The sequence below is a fragment of the Gillisella vitis genome (genome assembly GCF_001541345.2).
Lineage (GTDB): Bacteria > Pseudomonadota > Alphaproteobacteria > Rhizobiales > Rhizobiaceae > Allorhizobium > Allorhizobium vitis.
On record NZ_LMVL02000006.1, the window covers coordinates 239,416 to 261,215 of the forward strand.

Genomic DNA, 21,800 nt, shown 5'->3' on the forward strand with positions numbered 1-21,800 from the left:
TTATTGATAATAATCCCCATGTGGCCCGATTGGTGGCCTTTGTTCAACTTGGAGAACCCGATGACATCGATCCTGCGCCTTCTGGCATTCACCGCTCTTTCACCTTTGGTTTTAACGCACTCGGCTGTTGCGGCTGGCATTGCCGGTGCACCTGCGCCATTTGACCAAGGCGGCGTCAAGCTGGCGCTGATCAGCTATATCTCGGCTGGCGATTTCTTTCAGGCCTATCAGGCGGGCGCACAGGCGCAGGCCAAGGCGCTGGGGGTTGATCTGCGGATTTTCCCCGGTCGTCAGGATGCTGCCGAGCAGCGCGAACAGATTTTGCAGGCGATTAATCTCGGCGTGAAAGGCATTGTCATTGACCACGGCCTGACGGAATCGCTCAGCGATGTGGTGCAGCAAGCGCTCGACAAGGGCATCAAGGTCGTGGCTTTCGATGTGAACCTGAACAATCCGAAAATCCCGCAGGTGGAACAATCCGACCACAAACTGGCCGAACTGACGCTGGATCAGGCCATCAAGGACAATGGCAAGAGTTTCAATGCTGGATATGCCTATGTGGCTGGTTTTGCACCCTTGGATCGCCGCAATGAAATCTGGGACAAGGTCAAAGCTGCCAACAGTGGCATTGTTGAAAAAGCACGTTTCGGCACGGTCAGCGACACCACAGCCACCTCCACCGCCGATCAGGCCAAAGCGGTTTTTCGTGCCAACCCGGATATTTCCGTGGTGTTTGCGCCCTATGATGAATTTGCCCGTGGCGTCAAACTCGCTGCCGCCGATCTGGGCATCAGCGCCAAGCTGAAAATCTATTCGGCGGATATTTCCACCGCTGACATTCAGGAAATTGTTGAGGATGGCAGCCCATGGGTGGCAACTGCTGCCACCAATCCGGCAGTTGTGGGTGCCGTTTCCATCCGCGCTGCCGCCTTGCAGATTGCCGGCGAAACCGTGCCGCATCAGATTATTGTCGATCCGGTTCTGGTGACGCAAAAGCAATTGCGGGATGCCAACGTCAAGACCATCGAAGACTTGGCCAAGAAAATTCCAAGCTTTTCGACAAGTTCCGCTGTCACTGCAAGCTGGATTCCGTCTGCTGCTTTTTGAGCGATTTGCTCCCAAGCAGGCTCTGCGCAGACCGCAACGGAAGCACCTCGCGGTGCTTCCGTTTTTCTCCATTAGGCAGCCTTGCTCTTCTGGATGCCAGAAGATGCCGCATCGAGACCACGTTGAATATCGGCAAGAATGTCATCGATATGCTCGATAAGGCCCTCTCGCAAATTTGTGCGCTTAACGGGGTCAGAACAAGAGCAGTCCGAAATCGTACACTAAGGCCGAACGAAGCATGAACAATGCCGTAGTTCGAATTTTGGACGTTCGATCTCTGTGGATTGCCATCGATATTCGCTGGTTTTGATTTCTCTGTCCGGCCCGACTCGACAACGCTAAGCGCAGATTGGTTATGAATGGAGTCGGGCTATGGCAAAGCGCAAGCTTCTCAAAGATCAAGATCGCCGAAAGCTTGTCGATATCCCTGTCGACGAGGACAGCTTATTCCGACACTACTCATTGTCACGGGCCGATCGCCTAGAGATCGAACTGCGCAGACGCAATCACAACCGGCTTGGCTTTGCCATTCAGCTATGTCTGATGCGATACCCGGGTCGAGTGCTGGGGGCAGAAGAAATTCCGCCACGCGCCATGCTTAAATATGTTGCTGATCAGATCGGCGCCGCCCCGGAAGCATTTTCGCTCTATGCACGCCGTGAAGAAACCCGTCGGGATCACACAGCACGGCTAATGATGTATCTGGATACGAGAAGCGCGACGCTGCAAGATCGCCGCGCCGCGCTATTGTCTGCAATTCAGGCGGCGGCGACGTCCGACGACGGTGCTGCGATAGTCAGTTCGATTGTCGCCGCGTTTCGTGAACGCGGCGCTCTTCTACCGGCGATCGACACGATCGAACGGATTGGCCTTGCCGGCCGTGCGATAGCTCGCCGTCGGGCAGAGACAACTCTGATTAAAGACATTCCGCTCAATGCGCTCCGATCATTGGACCGGCTGTTAGAAGTGGACCCGTCGATCGGCCAGACGCGCTTCCATTGGCTACGCTCGGCGCCAGAAGCGCCAGGTGCGTCGAATCTGGTCGGGCTGACAGAGCGGATAGCCTTTCTGCGGCGGCTGGAGATTGATCCGACGTTACAGGCGCGCATATCAGCAGGACGGTGGGACCAGATGATCCGGGAGGGTAACGCAACCCCGGCCTGGCTTGCCAACGACTTCAATGCCAGCCGTCGCCAGGCTCTGATTGTGGCTCAAGTCATCAAGCTTTGCCAGAAGCTCACGGACGAAGCGGTGACGATGTTCATCAAGCTGATGGGTAAGTTGTTCTCGCAAGCCAACAACCGAAAGAAGCAGCGGCAGATGGACTGCAGAGCGAACACCGCCAAAGCGCTGCGCATGTTTCTGGATACGATCACCGCCCTGCAGTCCGCCAACAACAATGGTCGGAATGCAATGGATGTTCTCGACCAAAGAGTCGGCTGGGATCGACTGCTTCGGATGAAGCCTGAGCTCGAGTCGATCCGGAAAGCTCGAAGGAGTTCGTCTTGAGGCCGGAACATTGATCATCACACCAACTGCCAGCGAAATCCCTGTGGCCGCCGAGGCACTGAATGCCGAGATCAGCGATATGTATCCGTTGGTCGAGGTTCCCGACCTATTAAGGGAAGTGCATGAATGGACTGGCTTTGCAGATTTATTCACGCATGTTCGCACCGGCGACGTCCCAAAAAATGTTTCTGCCATGCTGGCTGGTGTATTGGCCGATGCTACGAACCTTGGCCCCAAACGAATGGCGGGCGCCTCCAAGGGGATTAGCGCTCACCAGATTGGGTGGATGCGCACATTCCACGCCCGATCGGAGACATACCGCACGGCTCAAGCGTGCATCACCGATGCCCACACCCAGCATCCGCATTCGCGCCTTTGGGCCAATGGCACAACGTCGTCGTCCGATGGCCAATTCTTCCGTACGAGCGACCGTGCTGCAAAGCGCGGCGACATCAATTTGCATTACGATAGCGAGCCCGGATCGAAATTCTATAGCCATCTATCAGATCAATACGGCTACTTCAGCATTTTGCCCATCAGTCCCACCGAGAGCGAGGCGGCCTATGTGCTCGATGGGCTATTCGATCAGGACACTGTCCTCGACATCCATGAACACTTTACTGACACAGGCGGCGCGAGTGATCATATCTTCGGGCTCTTCGCCTTGATCGGAAAGCGGTTCTCACCGCGACTGCGCAACCTCAAAGACCGGAAGTTCCACACGCTAGAAAAGAGCGGTGCATATCCGGCGCTGTCGAACCACATCGGCGCGCCGATAAATACCAGTCTGATCCTCGATCATTGGGACGATCTGCTCCATCTTGCAGCGTCGATTACGACGCGGTCCGTGGTGCCGTCTACAATCCTGAAGAAGCTTTCTGCGTCTCCGAAGCAAAGCCATCTCGCGAAGGCGCTCCGCGAACTCGGTCGGATTGAGCGTTCGCTCTTCATGATCGAATGGTACTCAAGCCCGGCACTACGGCGGAGATGCCAAGCCGGTCTCAACAAAGGCGAGGCCGCCCATAAGCTGAAGCGCGCTGTCTTTTTCCACGAGCGAGGCGAGATCCGTGATCGGTCGTTCGAGAGCCAGGCATTCCGCGCTTCAGGGCTCAATCTCGTCGTTAGTGCAATCGTGCACTGGAATACGGTCTATCTTAATCGCGCGGTCACACAGCTGAAACGAGCGGGACGAGACATTCCTGATACTCTGTTGAAGCACATCTCGCCGCTGAGTTGGGAACATATCAACCTTACCGGCATCTACACCTGGGATGCCGAACATCAGATGCCCAACGGATTTCGACCGCTCCGCCTTCCAGCTGGGCTGCGGCGGGTCGCATAAGTTCTCATTCCGTTCGCCCTTAGCGTACGATTTTGCACTGCTCTTGTTCTGACCCCAATTACAGGATGGCGTAGTCCGTTGCCTTTCTAGGAAGGTAAAGCGGTGATGCCTGGGGCCAAAAGCCTCGGTGGGAAAATCGACTGACGGAACGATGCGGAAAGGACTTCAATGTTCAGAATGGGGTAAACCAGTCCCGGCGCTCGAGCGCAAAGCTCTATGAACCGATGTGGTCCCTGTTCTTCGAACTGCATCCCGGCCCGTGGCTAATCAGGCCACATCAAGAGGCCTGACACACGACCGATAGAATTCCTCGTTTCGCGGACTACCGTCAAAAAATCTTCTTGCCAAACCGGGGGCATCCACACACGCCCCGCCGCGATCCGTTCCACAGACTTGGAAGCTGCGCTTCGCGAGGTCGATTGCAAGGATATGCACCTGTGTCATCTGCATTCCCTCCGTAAGCGCCACCATGGCGCGAAGCAGGCATCATACTCCGATGCCGGCCGGAAGGGGCATCCACCCCATCAGTTCAGGTTCATCGCGCCGGCTTAGCTATCAACCGTTAAGCCACTAGCAACGTGACATCACCCCGCCACGAGATCCCATCCGACCACTATCGCGAACAGAGAACCGAAGCCATGCAAATGTGGAATGAGGTCGCATGCCCGCAGGCCGCATAAGCGAGAGCGGAGGGCAGTACTTTCGTCCGCAGCCCGTTAATTTTACTGTGTCCAGCTGGGGTCGTCGCAGGACTCTACATAATCAACCTCTGAGATACTTTCGCGAACGCGGAAAAGAAATTACTGGCTGTTTGGCGCATGACAATTTCCGGGCGGGTGTTTCTGGCAATCGCGAGGACATCAATTGTCTTGAGAATGAAGGCCGGCTCGTTTCGTTCCTCCAGCAAGGGAACTGGAACCTGCGAAGGCGCGTCGGTCTCGACCAGGAGTTTATCGTCCGGAATGGTTGCTGCGATGTCACGCAGGGCAGCGTTTTCCGGATAGGTTAGAAGCCCGGAGAACGACACATAGGCACCAAGCGAAAGTGCGGTTTCGGCCAGCGCCGGGCCGCCGGAAAAGCAATGCATGACGATTGGAAAAGTACCTTTTTTCGTCTCGCGGATGAGCATGTCGGCCATGGCCTCATCCTCGCGGACCGAGTGGATAATCAGCGGTAGTTGAGTCTGTCTGGAGGCCTCGATATGAGCCTGGAACACCTCAATCTGGGCATCCCAGGATGCGTTGCCATAAAACCTGTCGAGCCCCGCCTCCCCAATGCCGACGACCTTGGGGTGACGTGCCAGGTTGACCAACTCGGCCGCCGTGACGTCGCGCTCTTCATCGGAAAAATGGGGGAGGGTGCCGACGCTACAGTAGACATGAGGGTAACGCTCGGCGATCGCTAGAACCCGTTCGAATTGCCGAACCCGGATGCCGATCGTCAGGAGAACGCCGATTCCGGCCTGTCTTGCGCGTGCCATGACCGCATCGCGGTCGGCATTGAAGTCATCGAAGTCGAGGTGGCAGTGGCTGTCAACTATCATTGGGAACCTTTACTCGCTTGATGTGCGGCGGAACGGAATGCCGAGTGCCGCTGGATTACGGGCCTTGCCTGCAAACAGGACGAGGACAAGAATGGTCAGGATATAGGGAAGTGTCAGGAATGCTTGGTAGGGCAATGCAATGCCGAGTGTCTGGCCACGAAGTTGCAGCGCGTCTGCTGCGCCGAACAGCATGGCGGCCAGCAGGACCCCGAGCGGATGTCGGCGGCCAAGCACCAGAATGGCAAGCGCGATATAGCCGCGTCCCGATGTCATGTTGTCGATGAAGATACCCGTCGCACTCAAGGACAGGAAGGCACCACCCAGCCCCGCCAGCAGGCCTGAAATCAACAGGCAGATAAAGCGGGTTCGGGTTACCGAAATGCCAAGTGTCTCCAGCGCCTCCGGGTGTTCACCTGCGGCGGTGACCTGCCAGCCGAACGCAGTCTTCGTCATTACGATCCAGACCACCGGCACGAGGATCAGCCCGACATAGACGATCGGGGCCTGATGAAACAGCAGCGGCCCGACCAACGGCAGGTTTGACAGCCATGCAAGATCGACGGGTGCAAAAGATGAAACGCGCGGCGTCGCCGCGCCCACGCCGAAGACGGACCGGTAAAGGAAACTCGTCGCCCCGACAATCAGCAGATTGATGGCAACGCCGACCACGACCTGATTGCTTCCAATCAAGACCGCATAGAGCGTCAAGATCACGCTGACGGCTGTTCCTGCCAGCATTCCGGCAACGACGCCAAGCCACAGGTTGCCGGTTGTGTAGGCGGCAACGAATCCGGTGAAGCTGCCGGCCAGCATCATCCCTTCAAGCGCGATGTTGAGGACACCGGATCGCTCGGCGAAGATCCCGCCAAGTGCTGCGAGCATGATTGGCATGGCAAGCCGCATGCTGGCTTCAAGATAACCTTGGGTAACAGGATCGGAGAGGAATGACATGACGTTTCCCAAGGCTTATCTCCGACGCAAAATGTGAAGAAGTTGATCGATCCCCGGCCGCCCGATTAAAAACAGAACCACGAGGGCCTGGATGATGACGGTAAGCGTTGCAGGCACACCGGCAGCCGCTTCCATCGTCGTTGCCCCAACCTGAAGGGTGGCAAAGAGCACAGCTGCGATAACGACGCCGAGCGGACTGGTCCGGCCAAGCAGCGCGACGATGATGCCTGTATAGCCGAATCCCGGTGACAGGGTCTCAATCATCCTGTGCTGCACGCCGACGACTTCCATGAAACCGGCTAGGCCAGCAAGCGCGCCGCTGAGCAGGAAGGCGGACATGCTGAGACCGCCGACCGCCATGCCTGCCGCCAGTGCTGCGCGCGTATTGAGACCCGTCACCCGCAGCCGGAATCCCCACACCGTCTTCCAGATCAGGAATTGCATCACAATCACGGTGCCAAGGGTCACAAGCAGGCCCATATGCAGACGTGTGCCCGCAATGAGGCTGGCAAAGCGGGCTGCAGCCGGCAGACGCTCTGTCTGCGGCAGATACCCTGCCGCTTCCTGGAGGGGGCCGTGCAGCAGGTAGGACACGAGGTAGATGCCGACATAGGTGAGCATGATGGTGGTGATCAGCTCGGAGGCGGCGAAACGGAGCTTCAGCACCCCGGCAAGTCCGGCCCAAGCGGCACCAGCAACCATGGCACCCACCATCATCAGCGGCAAGATGAGGTAGCCAGGCAGGGTCGGCAACCAGAGGGCGCAGGCGGCGGCGGCCGTTGCGCCGACATAAAGCTGCCCCTCTGCACCGACATTGAAGGCACCGCCACGAAAAGCGACGGCCACTGCAAGACCGGTAAAGGTGAGCGGGATCGACCTTAGCAGCGTCTCGGCAATACTGTTCCAGCTGCCGAAGGCACCAGCGGCCAGTGCGTAATAGGCGACGACCGGATTTCCGCCCCACAGAAGAATAAGACCGGCACCGGCCACAAGGGCCAGCAGGAATGCGGCAGCAGCTGGCAGAAAGGCTTTCAGCCACTGACGAGCGAGGGGCCTGCGTTCAGGACCCGCTAGAACGGGTGTGTCAGAAATTGTCATTCCTGGCCTCCAAGCATCAGAGCCCCAAGACGTTCGACCGTCACGGTTTCGCGCGACAGACTACCGACAATACGCCCATTGAACAGCACCATAATACGGTCGGACAGGGCAAGAATTTCATCCAGTTCCGTGGAGATCAGCATGATTGCGGCACCCCGCTCGCGCTGGGCGAGCAGTTGGCGATGAACGAAGGCGGTAGCACCAATATCGAGCCCGCGGGAGGGCTGCACAGCGACGATCAGTTCGGGTTCGCGCATCAGCGCACGTCCGAGGACCACCTTTTGCTGATTGCCGCCGGAAAGCGTCAAAATATTCTGCGATGGCCCAGTGCATCTCACGTCGTAATGTTTGATGAGCTGCCGCGCAAAAGCTGCTGCAGCCTTGGCCTGCATCAGACCGAAGCGTGAAAACGGGCGGCGTCCGGACACCTCAAGGATTGCATTGTCGCGAATGGGGAGGTCAACCAGTGCCGTGTGGTGCCGATCCTCCGGAATATGGGCAAGGCCGTTGTCAATGCGCACGCCGGGGCTGGCATTGGAGACATCGACACCATGGATGCTGATTGTACCCTGTTGCGGCTTGATCAGCCCGACGATCGTTTCGGCAAGCTCCTGCTGGCCGTTGCCGTCGACCCCAGCAAAACCGACGATTTCGCCGGCGCGGATCGAAAAACTGATATCGTCGAGGCGAAGACTATCCTGTTCATTGCGATAGACAAGATGATCCACCCTGAGGCATTCATCGCCCGCGCGCCCTTTGCTGACTTCGACTGTCGGTAGTTCAATGTCACCGCCGATCATCAGGCGCGACAGTTCGGCAATGGAAGTCTCCTGCTTGTCGAGACAGGCAATGGAGCGACCGTGGCGTAGAATGGTCACGCGGTCACTGATCTTCATCACCTCGTGCAGTTTGTGGCTGATGAAGACGATGGCCGTACCTGCTTGCGCAAGTTTCTGGAGGACATCGAAAAGCCCGTCCACTTCCTGCGGTGCCAGTACGGCTGTTGGCTCGTCGAGCACGAGGATTCGAGCACCACGATAGAGAGCCTTGACGATTTCGACCCGCTGACGTCCGGCGACGGAGAGGTCGCCGACCATTGCGTAAGGATTGACATCAAGTCGGTAGCTTCGCGAAATTTCGGCAAGGTCAGCTGCAACCTTGCGCAGGTTCGGAAAGATGCGTCCGGCTCGCGTCAGTCCGAGGCAGACATTCTGAGCCACCGACAATGTCGGCACCAGCATGAAGTGCTGGTGGACCATGCCGATGCCCAGTGCCATGGCATCGAGCGGCGAGTGCAGGTGGACGATCTCGCCGTTCACCCTGATCTCGCCAGCCTGCGGCTGCTGGAGGCCGGCAACGACACGCATCAGCGTGCTCTTGCCGGCTCCGTTTTCACCGAGCAGCGCGTGGATCTCGCCCCGGCCAACAGAGAAGCTGATGTCGTTATTGGCGACGAATTCGCCGAAGCGCACGGTGATGCCGCGCAACTCAAGTGGCACTGGCATCAGCTCGCAAGCGGGGGAAAGAGCAGGATTGCTGGTCATACGAGCATCATTTCACCATAGAGGTGTCATGCGGCACTTCAAACGTCCCGGCCTTGATGGCGTCGAAGGTCGCATTCACCTTCGCCTGGACGTCGGCCGGTACACGGTTGCCAAGACCATGGAAATCGGCAAGCTTGATCGAGCCCTTGGCAACGCCATAGGTCCATGCCTTGCTGGTCCATGTCTTGTTCATGACCGCATTGGCGGTGTCTGTGACGAGCGGACCGAGGTCCCACAACACGCTGGTCAGCACGGCATCCGGACCGAGGTGGTTCTGGTCCGACACGGCACCGATCGCCAGCACCTTCTTTTCTTTAGCGGCATCGATGACGCCGACGGCCTGTGCGCTTAGCACGTCAGCGCCCTGCTCAACCTGGGCGATGGCAGCTTCCTTGGCCTTTGGTGGGTCGAACCACGAGCCAATGAAGGTGATGAGCACTTTTACCTTCGGATTGACAGCCTCTGCGCCGAGCTTCCAGGCATGGAAATTCGCCAGCATGTTGGGTGCCGGATTGCCGCCGACCCAGCCGATGATGCCGCTCTTGCTGGCACCGGCGGAGAGCATTCCGCTCAGATAGGCACCCTGATAGTCCGGATTATCGTAAGTTCCGACATTGGGAGCGACGCTCTGCGCCGTGCCAGCCATGAAGGTCGTGCCGGGGAAGTCGGCAGCGACGTTGAGTACGGCATCGCCATAGGAGAAGGAATGCGCGAAGATCAGCCCGTAGCCGCGCGAGGCATAGTCGCGCATGACCCGTTCGGCATCGGCATCAGTGACGTTCTCGGAATAGGCGACCTCGACGCCCAGCGCCTTGCTGGCTGCTTGCAAGCCGTTATAGCCGCCGGCATTCCAGTCATTGTCGCTGATCGGGCCGGGAAGGATCATGGCGATCTTTAGCGATTGTTGCGCGGCAGCGGGCATCACTACTGTGACAAGCGACAGCATCAAGGCAATCAGCGCTGCGGTCCGTCTCAAAACGGATAACAAGAGTGGCGGGGCGATCATTGGCTTTTCCTTTCAGGTTCAACGGTCTGGGTTAGCTTGCATCGGCGGGATGGTTTGGCAGTGTTGGCGTCAATGTTGGTCATGGTGCAGCCTCTCCGCGTTCGGCCAGCGGAGCGCGCCTTCGGTCGCCAGGGTGTACGGTGGCTCGCCTTCGACCCCTAGGGCAAGGAGGCCGCCGCTCAGGTTGGCCACCGGACAGGAATGATTCGGCAGGATCAGAACAGGTGTACCGATGTCGGGACGATTGCCGTCATGGACGAGGAAGGCATGTTCCTCCGACAGCTTGGCGACCACGAATGGTGTTGCGCGATCTTGCATCCAGGCTTCGCCAAAGCTGTTCGTGGCCGAGGTACCATGGGCACCGAGATCCGATGACAGCAGCTTCGAGCCGACATTGGCGATGGCATAGCGATTGTTGACGGAGACGATCCGCGCGGCGACAGCCAGTGCGATATCGGCGCGCCGGGCAATTCCAAGCCGGACGGCTGTCAGGTCGTAGAAAACGTAGTTGCCGGGGCGCACCTCGTTGATATCGTCGAAGCCTGCATTGGCCAGCAGCGTTGGCGTGCTGCCCACAGATATCTTTGGAACGGTGATACCGGATATGTGCAGTTTCTGGCGTAACGCGCGCAGCAGGTCGATTTCGTCTCCCGCGATAGCACGGATGGCCTCGGGGTCCGCTGCGCCATAGGCATGGCCGGCATGGGATAGCAGCCCGGCGAAATCCAGCCGTGGATCCCGCTCGATCGCAACGGCAAGTGCCACAGCACCCGGATCATGCGGATCAACGCCGCAGCGATGCAGCCCGACATCGACCTTGAGAAAAACCGAGGCGCGGGCTTCACAACGCACAGCGGCCCGCGAAAGGACATCAATCGTCTCGCTGCTGTCTGCGATGAAGCGGATGTTTGATGGGCCTCCGGCGGCCTCGATCAGCGTAGTGGCAGTCGCCAGCGAAACGAGCGGGTATGCAAGCGTGACCGGAGCAAAGCCCGCACGCAGCAGCATCAGGGCTTCGTGCGGCGTGGCGGTGGTGAAGCCCGCCGCACCCGTTTGTCTCTGCAGGCGGGCAATACCCAGGCTTTTGTGAGTCTTGACATGCGGATGTATGGCAGCCTTGCCTCCGACAATGGCCGCCATATGCGTTATATTGTTGCGCAGAGTTGGCATGTCGACCACCACCCGCGGCTGATCCAGCCGCTCAAAGCCGAGAAAACGGCTGCTGAGCCCTGGTTCGTCAGGCTGAGTGTTAGGGACTTGCTTTGCTGTCATAACATGCTTTCGTTGTTTTAAGCCCCGTGCTTACAGGCACCGCATCCACGGGATACCTAGAAGACCACGGCGTGGGTCTCGCCGGTTTGCACGTTGACGAGGCCCTCAGGTGCATAGTCGCTTGGCGCTACGAGCACCCAGCGCCAAGGTGCACAGGTGAGCGTCGCGAATGCCAGCCTTTCGGGAAAGCCCGGTGACCAGCGTGGCTGGAAAGTCGGCTCGTACATCCAGTCGATCTTTTCACCTTCGGCGTAGAGCGCCTGCATTTCCTCATGCAGCGCTTCGGCGGATCGGCAGCTCATCAGGCCGGCCACCTCGTAACGCACGCGGGCGACGAGTTCGCCTTCACGCACCAGCGCCCAGCCGCCGTCATTGTCCGCGACGGCATTGACGGCCTTGGCCATCGCCTCGTCGCAGGAGCCGACGCTCCAGATGTTGTGCTTGTCATGTGCCATCGAACAGGCCAGTGCTGTTCCTGATGTTGCTGGCCCGCAGCCGAGCCAGAACATTTTTGACACCCCGGCCTTGCCGGAATAGCGGTCGATGATCGAAAATTTGGTGATGTTGCGGCTTGCATCGCGCTGGACGAGCCCGTCCTTTACCGGCAATTCGAAGGTGAGGAAATCGTCAGTCCAATGAAACGGGCGCAGGACAGCCGCCATCATTGTCTCGCGTCCTGCTTCGGCCTTGATGGCAAAGTCATCGGCGGTCAACGCCCGCCCGATATTGACCGTCTTGGTGGCCCAGTCTGGCCAGTCGATCCGTGGGACCTCCGGCAGATAGGTTTTGCCGTCCGAGACTTGGCGGCCGTCGGCCCAGACTTTGGCAATCTGAAATGTCTCGACATCCGATAGAAGCACAATGTCGGCATAGCGACCCGGAGCGATCGAGCCGACCCAGGGCGTAAGGCGCATGTGGCGTGCTGGATTGATCGTCACGCACTGGATGGCAATTTCAGGCGCTAGCCCCGCTTCAATCGCCAGCCTGACATTATAGTCGGTTGCCCCGAGTTTCAGCGTGTCGGAAGCCGACCGGTCGTCGGTGGTCAGCGCGATCTGCGACCAGTCGGAAAGCCCGCGATCGAGCAGCCCGCGGATGACCTCCGGCAGGCTGTGTGGGCGCAGCTCCATGAACAGACCGTGGGTGAGTTTTTCCCAGAATTCTTCGACCGTCCACGCCTCATGGTCGGAAGAGAGCCCGGCAGCGGCAAAGGCGTTGATGGTCGGGAGATCACGGATGCCGGCTGCATGGCCCTCGACGACGGCGCGTTTTTCGAAAGTGGCGCGGATCATGCCCCAGAGGCGGTCGTAGGAGGGATTTTCCGGGTTCCAAACGGCCGGCCAGTCCATGACTTCATCAAGTCCGGCGGTCATCAGGCTGTCTTGCAAAAAGGCCTTTTGCTCATCGTAGCCAAAATAGCCGCCGCCATGCTCATAGGCGGTCGGCGGCACAGCGGAGCCCGGCAGCGGAAAGATCTTTAGCGGCGAACCAGCTTCGCGCGCCTTCAGCCAAAATTCTAGCGTCTTGGGGCCGTTGACATTGGAAAATTCGTGGCTCGCCTCGCAGGTCCAGGTATTGCCGCGGGGCAGCACCAGAGCCGCCTCCCATTCCGGCGTCAGATGCGAGCTTTCAATATGCTTGTGGACTTCGCCGAGACCGGGCACGGCGGCAAGTTCCGGTTCATGAATTCGCGTCTCGACCTCGCCCGGATAGCTGCCAGCCTTGCCTACATAGGCGATGCGGCGGTCCTTGATGATGATTTCCTGGTCTTCTGCCCAGCTGCGCGTGGCAACATCGAGCAGGCGGCCGACGCGCAGGGCGACGTCTGCCTTCAGCTTGCCGAGTGCCACCAGCGTCAGGCGCTGGCGGATCAGGATCTCATTAGCAGCGTCGATGGCGATGTCTGCGAGTGGCTGGGTCACGCGATGTCCTCGATGGAAGAGTTGGTTGTACCGGGCCTCTCCAGGCAGACGGAAAGAATACGGGCCGGCTGGTCGGTGGTTGAGGAAAAGCCGTGTTCACTGGCACTGTCGAAATAGACACTGTCGCCGACCTGCAGCACGACAGGGGCGTAGGGCTCCATGAAAAAAGTGACCGCTCCGCCAATGACGTAGACGAATTCCTCCGCCTTATGGGCGCTGCGCACGGCCTTCTGATTGGCGGCAAGGCCGGGAATGTCGATAACCATCGGCTGCATTGACTTTTCCGCAAGTCCGGCGGCAAGAGCCTCGTAGACGCCCATCTTGTTGGTGTAAGTGGTGCCTTGGCCGGCGCGGGTAATCACCCGGGCGGCGGCGGCAAAGCTCTGGGTAGAGCCGCCGAACAGTTCGGCGAAATCGATATCGAGACCTTCGGCGAGCCTTACCAATACGCTATAGGCCGGCGTCGACTGGTTGTTCTCGATCTTTGACAAAGACGATATCGATACGCCAGTGCGGCGCGAGACCTCGGCCAGCGTCCAATTGTTGTCGCGGCGGATGCGCTGTAGGACCTGCCCGATTGGCGCACTGACCTGTCTGTCGAGCGTGCGGCCGTCTGTTGCCAATGCGGGTTCTGGGTTCTTTTGCAATGTCATTCAATCCTCCTGCGTCAAACCTCGACGACAGCCCCCTTGCGCTCGACGATCAGACCATAATGCGACGGCTCGCGGTGCCGGGCAAAGTCGAAGATCGTGCGCTTATAGAGCGTACCCATATCGAGATCGCATCGGGCGCTGATCAGCTCGTCGCCGGTGCTCGAGGCCATGGCGACAATCTGGCCGGACGGCGCGACGATCATCGAAAGACCGATCATGTTGGAGCCCTCTTCGAAGCCGCTCTTGGCCGCCGCGGCCACCCAAGTGGCGTTCTGGTAGGCACCGGCCTGCAATGACAGCTGGTGGTGAAAGCCCGTAAATTGGTCGAAGTCGAAGACCCCAGTATGGTCGTCGGGCGTGTTGTAGCCGACGCAGACCAGTTCGGCACCCTGGAGTGCCATCACCCGGTAGGTTTCGGGCCAGCGACGGTCGTTGCAGATGCACATGCCCACGATGCCATCGAGCGTCCGCCAAACTGGGAAGCCGAGATTACCCGGCTCGAAATAACGCTTTTCCAGATGCTGTGACGCTCTACCCTCGACCGGCTCCGCATGGCCCGGAAGATGAATTTTCCGATACTTGCCGACGATTCCTCCCTTGCTATCGACGATGATCGCGGTGTTGAAATGTCGTGTATGGCCTTCCTCCTCGGCAAGCTCGGCATAGCCAATGTAAAAGCCGATGCCGAGGTCTTTTGCCGCATCGAACAGTGGCTGCGTCTCCGGTCCCGGCATGTCGCGCTCAAAAAAACTGTCGATTTCAGCTTGATCGGACAAAAGCCAGCGCGGGAAGAAGGTGGTGAACGCGAGCTCAGGAAAGACGACGAAGTCGGCTCCGCGTGACTTTGCCTCGCGCAAAAGCGCGATCTGTCGCCTGACCACTACAGTGCGGCTGTCGGTGCGGGCAATCGGACCCATCTGCGCGCAGGCAAGGTTGATAAAGCGGCTCATGGCTCAGTTATCCTTCTTCTTGGCCCGATCTTCATGCGGCAGGATGGCGCTATGGAGCGGATTGATCGACAGGTGGACCGTCGCGCCCGCTGCGTAGGGTGACTCGATGTCGCCGAGCGCCACCAGCTCTCCGGCCGGACTTTCGCAATGATACTGATAGCTGCGGCCGAGAAACGTGCGAAGCCCGATGGTGGTCTCGATCCCTTTGCCAGACGCATCTGGGCTCAGGCCTTCCGGGCGTGCCGCGATCAGCCCTCGGTCGGGGATTTCGCCATAGTCGGTTGCCGAAATGACGATTTGGTTGCCGCCATCGAACATCACTTCAACGTTTCCATCGCTCAGGCGATTGATGACACGAAAGGGCAGGATATTGTCAAAGCCGACGAAACGGGCGACGAAAGCATTGGCCGGGCGGCGATAGAGCATCTCCGGCGTATCCATCTGGACGATGCGGCCCGCATCCATGATCGCCACCTGGTCGGAAATCGAGAATGCCTCTTCCTGATCGTGGGTTACATAGACTGCGGTGCGCGCGCCTTCCATCTGCAGACGGCGAATCTGCACACGCATGTCGACGCGCAGCTTGGCATCGAGATTGGACAGCGGTTCATCGAACATCATCAGGGGCGGATCGATGACCAGCGCGCGCGCCAGTGCCACGCGCTGCTTCTGGCCACCGGACAGGGCTGCCGGGAGCCGGTCGGCTAGATGGCTCATGCCGACAATATCCAGCATGTCCATGGCACGCCGGTGCCGCTCGGCTGTGGTGATACCACGCTGCTTGAGGCCAAAACCGACATTGTCGATGACGGAGAGATGCGGCAGCAGCGCATAGTTTTGGAAGACGAGGCCGATGTCGCGCTTGTACGCTGGTAGGCTGGTCAGCTCCCGTTCGCCTAGCCGGATCGAACCGGCGGAGGGTTGAAGAAAGCCAGCGATGAGACGAAGCGTTGTCGTCTTGCCGCAACCGGATGCGCCGAGCAGCGAGATCAACTCGCCGCTTTTTACCGTCAGGTTCAGATCGTCGAGGATCCGGGTCGCGCCATAATGGGCGGAGATGCCGGTCAAAGAAAGGGTGGGGCTGGTCATAGGTCTATCTCATGACTTTCGACAGGCCGAGTGTCCGTTCGACGAGTATGATGACGATTGCCGTCAACAGCATCAGCAGCACGGAGACTGCCGCAACGGACGGGTCGAAATGTTGCTCGACATAGGTGAACAGGTTGATCGGCAGGGTGCTGACGCCGGGGCCGGTGAGGAACAGGGAGACCGACACGTCGTTCATCGAGGAGATGAAAGCCAGAATGAAGGCGGCAACGATGCCGGAGCGGATATTGGGCAGCACCACGACGAAGAAGGTTTTGAGCGGCGAACAACCAAGTGAGATCGCGGCTTCCTCGACACTGAAATCGAAGCCTGCAAGACTGGCTCCGACCACCCGGACGGCATAGGGAATGGCGATGATCGTGTGGCCGATCATAAGCGCCGTCATGACCGACAGCTCCAATGTGACGATGACTGATTTCAGCAGCGAAAAGCCGAAGACGATTTCCGGCACCAGAATCGGTAGGAAGAAGATCGATCCGAACCAGCCGGGAATGGCCGAGCGGTAGCGCGCCAGCGCATAGGCGACAGGAATGCCAACCAGCATGGCAAAGCCTGTGCCGATCGTTGCGATCACAAAGCTTGTCTTGAAACTATCCATAAAGCTCTGGTTTTCCAGAACGAAGGAGAACCAGCGGAATGAAAGGTCCTGCGGCGGGAAGGCGAGGAAGCTGCCATTGGTCAGCGATGCGCCGAAGATGATGACCAGTGGTGCCAGCAGGAAGAAGAAGACGAAACCCGTCATGATCCGGCTGAAAAGAGAGGTTGTTGGCATGATCGTGCTCCTCATCCAACCGAAGGGTTGAGGCGGCGGGCCGCATATTGACCGACGAGCACGACGCTAAAGGTGATGGCCACCATGACGACGGCGATGACGCCTGCCGAATCCCAGTCAAAACTGACCATGGCCTTTTCGTTGAGCAGGGTCGGCAGGATGGTTTCCGCTTCGCCGCCGAGCAGCCGACCGGTGGCGAAGGCGGCAAGCGAACCGGTGAAGACCAGCACGCCGCCGACAAGCAGCCCCGGCGCGATCAACGGCAGGGTGACTTGCCGGAACAGGCGGGCAGGCGTCGCGCCAAGCGAGGTCGCGGCATCGATGATGCTCTGATCGATTGCCTCAATCACACCGAGCAACGCCAGGATGGTCAGCGGCGTGAACAGATAGACAAGGCCGACAATCAGCGATCCTTCGGTAAACAGCAGCGGCACGGGCTGGTCGACGAGTCCAAGCGAGAGCAGGAAAGAATTGACCATGCCATTGCGGCCGAGAATGACCATCCAAGCAAAGCTCCTGACAAGAGCGCTGGTTAAAAGCGGAAACACCGCACAGACCAAAAGAACCTGCCTCTTTACGCCTTTGGTCCGCGCGATAACGCTCGCGGCGACATAGCCGAGCACGAGTGAGAGGATCGTGGTGATCAGGGCGATGCGGATGGACCGCACGATGACGGTGATATTGTAGTCGTAACTGAAGAACTGCCGGAAAAGCACAAGCCGATCGCCGACCGGCCCGATCGTCCCGGTGAAGGTCTGGATCACCGGCAGGACGAGCAGGGCGAGGATGATCAACGTCCCCGGTAGGACAAGGATGGCAGGCAGCCCACGGCCGAGCTTCGGTTTCATTGGATAGGTTTCTCCAAACGCTGTTGGTCAGCGGATCACTGGCCGAAAAGGTCGTTCCAGCGGTGTTCCCAATCGCTCTTCTGTGCCTGAATTGCCTTGAAATCGGGCTTTTGCAGCTTTGAGACGGCATCGGGGCCATAGGCCATGTCGCCGATCTGCTCAGGTTGCAGCTTGACGTTTTTGTTGACCGGGCTGTCACCGACGGCCACGAATTTTTCCTGGACCTCCTGGCTCAGCTTGTAATTGATGAATTGGTAGGCAAGTTCTGGATTAGCCCCGCGCTTGCCAATGTTGAGCGTATTGAAGATCGCGTAGTCACCTTCAGACAGTGGAGCCCATCTGGCGTTCGGCACGGCTTTATGAATGGCGGGTGCGGCAAAATCCTGAACGGCGGCGGCAACCACCTCGCCGGTCGAGAACAGGTTCACCAGTTCCGAGCCTGTATTGTAGGTCTTACGTATATTGGGCTTCAGTTCTGCCAGACTCTTGAAAGCGCGGTCCGGATCGGTGAGTGCGTCGACGCCTACACGCTTGCCAGCAATCACGGCAGTCAACGGGCCGGTGGTCGTGTTGAAGCCGGGGATGGCGACCATGCCCTTCAACTCGGGGCGCCAAAGATCCTTCCACGAGGTGATGGGCTCCTTTACCTTGGAGGCATCATACATAATGCCGTAATGACCAGCGACATAGGCCGGGCCGTAGTCTTTTCCCTGAGGAGCCTTGGCGATGTCGTAGATCTCGGAAAGGTTTGGCAACTTCGCGCGGTCGATCTTAGCAAACACTCCGGCATCAATGCCCTGCTGGGTGAAGGCGTCAGTGATAAACATCACGTCGATGCCGCCGCGAATACGCATCTTGTTGAGCCTGTCGGCATTGTTGCCGGTGTCGATCACCACCTTGCAGCCGCAAATCTTCTCGAAAGGTTTGTAGAGAAATTCGTCGGATTGTTGCGGTGTATAGCCCCATTCAGAGACCACGAGTGTCTTCTCCTCGGCAGACGCCGGGGTCACGCTTCCCGCCAGAACGGAAGCCACTAAGATGGACGATAGTATGCGTGTCATGCGGGTCTCCGTAAGTGTCATGACATAATTTGCACATTAAGTGTGCAAAATTTTGATAAGCGCAGGATATGTGCAATAACTACTCCGGAGCAAGAAATATTTTCTAGTTAGAAAAATATCCCCCCAGAATCATAGGGTGCGCTGATGCGAAATACGGTTTCCGTGAACACCGTGTGCTTGTATCTCAATCAATGAGAAACAGACTTCGGTGTTCAAAGCAGATCGACAAATCGATCTCGCTTCTAGAACGCGTTGGCATTCAGGATTCCGGCGAAGCGAAAATCTGATTGAAGCTTTCTTTTGGAGAGGCTTGAATGCCGGTTCGATTGTGAATTCACGCTGAAGCGCGACCTGCGTTGCTTTCAAGCTAGCTGGCATGTCGCATCTGCGCGAGTAGTTTCTTGCGGAAGACCTCAGCCGGCGTTCGGTAGCCGAGGCATTTACGCGGCGTGGTGTTGAGCCGAGTGCAGATCTCAATCAGATCGGCGTCGGCTACGGACAAGGGATCGACGTCTCTCGAAAGCCATTTCCGCGCTCGCCTATTTGTATTTTCGACCGTTCCTTTCTGCCAGGGCGATTGTGGGTCACAAAACCATGTTTGCGTGCCTATGCCTGCCTGAAGGTACGGCCAGTCAGTGAATTCTGTGCCTCGGTCGAATGTCATTGATCGGCGGGCGAGGTGAGGGAGGCTCTTCAGCGCCTGGATGATGCCATCCATGACCGGGCGGGACTGGCGATCATTGTTGCGCAACAAGATCGTAAAGCGGCTCACCCGCTCAACAAGCGATGTCACATTCGCCTTGCCGAACTTCTTGCGGAACTGGATCAGATCGCATTCCCAATGCCCGAACTGCTTGCGATCAGCAACGACATCCGGCCGGTGCAAAATGTTGAGTTCCGGACTAAAGTGTTGACCGTACTTACGTCTTGCATGTCGTGGTCGCCGTCTGGCCCAATGCTCCGGCAAGTGACGCCACAGCTTGATGGCATGACCGTCGGCCGAGTATGCGAACTTGTAGATTGTCTCGTGACTGACAAAGATCGGATGCTGTTCCAGCCGCATGCGACCAGCGATCTGCTGGGGCGACCAACCATGCATGATCCGGTCGATCACGGACTGCCTCACATTCGAAAACCGCGCCAGCTTCCGCAGCTTGGCCCGCCGTTCGCAAGCCATGTCATGCGCCGTGACGCAGTAATAGCCATTGAGGTCCGGGACCATCTCATCGATGAACGTATTCCGCTTGATTTCACGAAAGATCGTCGAGCGATGGCGACCGAGTGTCTCGGCGATCATCTCAATACTCTGGCCCGCCATACGCTAGCGAGCAATCTTGCGACGTTCGTCCAAGTCGATATGGGAGTAGGTGCGTTTCATTGCGCTTTCCTTGCAAACGATAAACCTTTGTTATCTATTGCAAGTCGCACTTCATCCTTGAACCCACCCCAGCTACATACAAAAGTTAGATAATATTTATTATGGAACTTTATACATAAAACTTCTAAGCGCTCAGAATAATCCTGATCTTAATTGGTACGGACAGTTTTTTGGTGAACTTTTTATAGGCAAGATCCGACGAATTCGGCTTACACGTAGTGACTGCCTTGTTAAATTTCCCGCAGCATCCGGCCAATGTCGATGTGGTTCTCATCGGCATACTGACCACAATCGAGATGAGCTAATCAGCTTGGAGTTGGTGCAAGGATCCAAATTTCAACGTTTTGCATCTATGCGGCCGAGATCGAAAATAGGTTGATTGATCCCGGATGCCGCACAAACATAACGCCTCCCGCCGCCATCACATCGGTAAAATGAAGTTCAAGGTGACGAACTGGGCGGAGTATGAGGCGGGCCTTCGCCGCCGTGGCAGTTTGACTCTTTGGATAACCCCGGATGCTCTGGCGGGCTGGGCAGCGCCACGTCGCAGGACGCGTGGTGGCCAGCCTCTCTATTCGGATCTGGCGATCGAAACGACGCTGATGCTGGGCATGGTGTTTGGGCTGCGTTTGCGCCAGAGCGAAGGCCTGCTGAGTTCGGTGCTGGACATGATGGGATTGGATTTGCCTGTGCCCGATCACACCACGCTGAGCCGACGGGCCAGAACCTGGAAGCCATCGGCCAGAGGCAACGACCGGCCGCATGTGGCGGACGGCCCCATTCATGTTCTGGTCGACAGTACTGGGCTCAAGGTCTATGGCGCCGGCCAATGGCTCGAGGAGAAGCATGGCGTAAAGTCCCGCCGCAGCTGGCGAAAACTGCACCTGGCGGTTGATGCCGACAGTGGCGAGATCATTGCCCATAGCCTGACAGATCAAGAAACTGGCGATGCCTCGCAGCTGGAACCTTTGCTAGATCAGATCAACAATGAGATTGATCAGTTCACTGCGGATGGAGCCTATGATGGCGCTCCCAGCTATGACGTTGTCCTGCGTCACAGCCCAGGCGCAAGGGTAGTCATTCCACCGCGCTCGAATGCGGTTGAAAAGCCCAACGCCCAGGCGTCCTGCCAGAGACACGACCACATCGCATCCGTGCAGATAGACGGCCAGCTTAAATGGCAAGCATCTACCGGCTATGGCAAACGAGCATTGGTTGAAACCGCGATGGGTCGATATAAAGGCGTCATTGGACAGCGTATGCGCGCTCGGTCATTCCTCGCTCAACAGACCGAAGCTGCGATCGGCGTTGCACTTCTTAACCGAATGCTCGCCTGCGGACGCCCGAAATCCGTTCGTTGCCGAGCCTCGGCAGGAGCAGCCAAATAAGCGGACCCATCAAAGAACGAGCTCCGCTGATAGCTGAGCCGCGCACCAACGCCCACTCGCGACGTCCTGTTGATGTGCGAAAGCGATATCGCGACATCGGGACTTAAACCGGGGCAGGTTGTCACACTCGTCAGCGATTTCGGCGACGGCGTTCGCAGAGAGCTCGGTGGCTTGACGGTCACCGCTCATAATCTGCCAAAAGGGACGATCGGCACTTATTATCCTGAAGCCAATGTGCTGATCGCCATTGATCATCATGACGAGATGTCGAAGACACCCGCATCGAAAGCAATTCCAGTCCGGATCGAAACCTAGAGTTTACCTTAGGAAAAGTGTGAGGTGGTTTTAC

General features: G+C 58.0%; 17 protein-coding genes and 1 pseudogene. 4 read left to right on the forward strand and 14 right to left on the reverse strand.

The genetic code is table 11. From position 1 onward, the window contains the following. Window positions 1–60: 60 nt before the first annotated feature. Entirely contained in the window at window positions 61–1,107 is a 1,047-nt protein-coding gene (locus ASB66_RS20545; protein ID WP_060717978.1) for a substrate-binding domain-containing protein, read from the forward strand. 372 nt (window positions 1,108–1,479) lie between these two features. Beyond that, window positions 1,480–3,958 (forward strand): annotated as a pseudogene (locus ASB66_RS20550) (Tn3 family transposase). 754 nt (window positions 3,959–4,712) lie between these two features. Here ASB66_RS20550 and ASB66_RS20560 read toward each other — a convergent pair. The 14 genes from ASB66_RS20560 to ASB66_RS20625 form a co-directional block, all read right to left on the reverse strand. Then, a complete protein-coding gene (locus ASB66_RS20560; RefSeq protein ID WP_060717963.1) occupies window positions 4,713–5,501 on the reverse strand; it encodes a TatD family hydrolase in 789 nt (262 codons plus the stop codon). A gap of 9 nt (window positions 5,502–5,510) precedes the next feature. After that, entirely contained in the window at window positions 5,511–6,452 is a 942-nt protein-coding gene (locus tag ASB66_RS20565; protein ID WP_114386897.1) for an ABC transporter permease, read from the reverse strand. Between the two features lie 15 nt (window positions 6,453–6,467). Continuing rightward, entirely contained in the window at window positions 6,468–7,550 is a 1,083-nt protein-coding gene (locus ASB66_RS20570) for an ABC transporter permease (protein ID WP_114386899.1), read from the reverse strand. After that, window positions 7,547–9,094 carry an ABC transporter ATP-binding protein gene (locus tag ASB66_RS20575; RefSeq protein ID WP_081089021.1) on the reverse strand — a complete coding sequence of 516 codons (1,548 nt, stop codon included), beginning with the start codon at window positions 9,092–9,094 and terminating at the stop codon, window positions 7,547–7,549. The genes ASB66_RS20570 and ASB66_RS20575 overlap by 4 nt, the downstream gene beginning before the upstream one ends. A 7-nt stretch (window positions 9,095–9,101) precedes the next feature. Further along, entirely contained in the window at window positions 9,102–10,100 is a 999-nt protein-coding gene (locus tag ASB66_RS20580; protein WP_060717967.1) for a BMP family protein, read from the reverse strand. A gap of 69 nt (window positions 10,101–10,169) precedes the next feature. Continuing rightward, entirely contained in the window at window positions 10,170–11,372 is a 1,203-nt protein-coding gene (locus tag ASB66_RS20585; protein ID WP_060717968.1) for an alanine racemase, read from the reverse strand. 56 nt (window positions 11,373–11,428) lie between these two features. Beyond that, on the reverse strand, window positions 11,429–13,294 hold the full coding sequence (locus ASB66_RS20590; RefSeq protein WP_060717969.1) for an adenine deaminase: 1,866 nt from the start codon (window positions 13,292–13,294) through the stop codon (window positions 11,429–11,431). Beyond that, window positions 13,291–13,947: a helix-turn-helix domain-containing protein gene (locus ASB66_RS20595; RefSeq protein WP_060717970.1), complete on the reverse strand. Its 657-nt coding sequence runs from the start codon at window positions 13,945–13,947 to the stop codon at window positions 13,291–13,293. Before ASB66_RS20595 ends, ASB66_RS20590 begins: the two co-directional genes overlap by 4 nt. Before the next feature lie 14 nt (window positions 13,948–13,961). After that, complete coding sequence (locus ASB66_RS20600; RefSeq protein ID WP_060717971.1) at window positions 13,962–14,897, reverse strand: N-carbamoyl-D-amino-acid hydrolase; 936 nt, start codon at window positions 14,895–14,897, stop codon at window positions 13,962–13,964. 3 nt (window positions 14,898–14,900) lie between these two features. After that, on the reverse strand, window positions 14,901–15,986 hold the full coding sequence (locus tag ASB66_RS20605) for an ABC transporter ATP-binding protein (RefSeq protein WP_081089023.1): 1,086 nt from the start codon (window positions 15,984–15,986) through the stop codon (window positions 14,901–14,903). 4 nt (window positions 15,987–15,990) lie between these two features. Further along, a complete protein-coding gene (locus ASB66_RS20610) occupies window positions 15,991–16,776 on the reverse strand; it encodes an ABC transporter permease (protein ID WP_114386901.1) in 786 nt (261 codons plus the stop codon). Between the two features lie 11 nt (window positions 16,777–16,787). Beyond that, window positions 16,788–17,624 carry an ABC transporter permease gene (locus ASB66_RS20615; RefSeq protein WP_060717973.1) on the reverse strand — a complete coding sequence of 279 codons (837 nt, stop codon included), beginning with the start codon at window positions 17,622–17,624 and terminating at the stop codon, window positions 16,788–16,790. Between the two features lie 35 nt (window positions 17,625–17,659). Further along, entirely contained in the window at window positions 17,660–18,685 is a 1,026-nt protein-coding gene (locus ASB66_RS20620) for an ABC transporter substrate-binding protein (RefSeq protein WP_060717980.1), read from the reverse strand. A gap of 367 nt (window positions 18,686–19,052) precedes the next feature. Then, window positions 19,053–20,003: an IS30 family transposase gene (locus ASB66_RS20625; RefSeq protein WP_234614312.1), complete on the reverse strand. Its 951-nt coding sequence runs from the start codon at window positions 20,001–20,003 to the stop codon at window positions 19,053–19,055. A 449-nt stretch (window positions 20,004–20,452) separates the two neighbouring features. Here ASB66_RS20625 and ASB66_RS20630 point away from each other — a divergent pair, with 449 nt between their 5' ends. Together ASB66_RS20630 and ASB66_RS20635 are read left to right on the forward strand one after the other, a co-directional pair. Beyond that, complete coding sequence (locus tag ASB66_RS20630; protein WP_060717763.1) at window positions 20,453–21,451, forward strand: IS5 family transposase; 999 nt, start codon at window positions 20,453–20,455, stop codon at window positions 21,449–21,451. A gap of 72 nt (window positions 21,452–21,523) precedes the next feature. Then, entirely contained in the window at window positions 21,524–21,766 is a 243-nt protein-coding gene (locus ASB66_RS20635; protein ID WP_060717762.1) for a hypothetical protein, read from the forward strand. Window positions 21,767–21,800 lie beyond the last annotated feature (34 nt).

What these genes read in the sequence shown, in the direction of transcription:
- ASB66_RS20545 (WP_060717978.1), top strand. Translation starts at nt 61, where the DNA reads ATGACATCGATCCTGCGCCTTCTGGCATTCACCGCTCTTTCACCTTTG.
- ASB66_RS20560 (WP_060717963.1), bottom strand. Translation starts at nt 5,501, where the DNA reads ATGATAGTTGACAGCCACTGCCACCTCGACTTCGATGACTTCAATGCC.
- ASB66_RS20565 (WP_114386897.1), bottom strand. Translation starts at nt 6,452, where the DNA reads ATGTCATTCCTCTCCGATCCTGTTACCCAAGGTTATCTTGAAGCCAGC.
- ASB66_RS20570 (WP_114386899.1), bottom strand. Translation starts at nt 7,550, where the DNA reads ATGACAATTTCTGACACACCCGTTCTAGCGGGTCCTGAACGCAGGCCC.
- ASB66_RS20575 (WP_081089021.1), bottom strand. Translation starts at nt 9,094, where the DNA reads ATGACCAGCAATCCTGCTCTTTCCCCCGCTTGCGAGCTGATGCCAGTG.
- ASB66_RS20580 (WP_060717967.1), bottom strand. Translation starts at nt 10,100, where the DNA reads ATGATCGCCCCGCCACTCTTGTTATCCGTTTTGAGACGGACCGCAGCG.
- ASB66_RS20585 (WP_060717968.1), bottom strand. Translation starts at nt 11,372, where the DNA reads ATGACAGCAAAGCAAGTCCCTAACACTCAGCCTGACGAACCAGGGCTC.
- ASB66_RS20595 (WP_060717970.1), bottom strand. Translation starts at nt 13,947, where the DNA reads ATGACATTGCAAAAGAACCCAGAACCCGCATTGGCAACAGACGGCCGC.
- ASB66_RS20600 (WP_060717971.1), bottom strand. Translation starts at nt 14,897, where the DNA reads ATGAGCCGCTTTATCAACCTTGCCTGCGCGCAGATGGGTCCGATTGCC.
- ASB66_RS20605 (WP_081089023.1), bottom strand. Translation starts at nt 15,986, where the DNA reads ATGACCAGCCCCACCCTTTCTTTGACCGGCATCTCCGCCCATTATGGC.
- ASB66_RS20610 (WP_114386901.1), bottom strand. Translation starts at nt 16,776, where the DNA reads ATGCCAACAACCTCTCTTTTCAGCCGGATCATGACGGGTTTCGTCTTC.
- ASB66_RS20615 (WP_060717973.1), bottom strand. Translation starts at nt 17,624, where the DNA reads ATGAAACCGAAGCTCGGCCGTGGGCTGCCTGCCATCCTTGTCCTACCG.
- ASB66_RS20620 (WP_060717980.1), bottom strand. Translation starts at nt 18,685, where the DNA reads ATGACACGCATACTATCGTCCATCTTAGTGGCTTCCGTTCTGGCGGGA.
- ASB66_RS20625 (WP_234614312.1), bottom strand. Translation starts at nt 20,003, where the DNA reads ATGGCGGGCCAGAGTATTGAGATGATCGCCGAGACACTCGGTCGCCAT.
- ASB66_RS20630 (WP_060717763.1), top strand. Translation starts at nt 20,453, where the DNA reads ATGCCGCACAAACATAACGCCTCCCGCCGCCATCACATCGGTAAAATG.
- ASB66_RS20635 (WP_060717762.1), top strand. Translation starts at nt 21,524, where the DNA reads ATGTGCGAAAGCGATATCGCGACATCGGGACTTAAACCGGGGCAGGTT.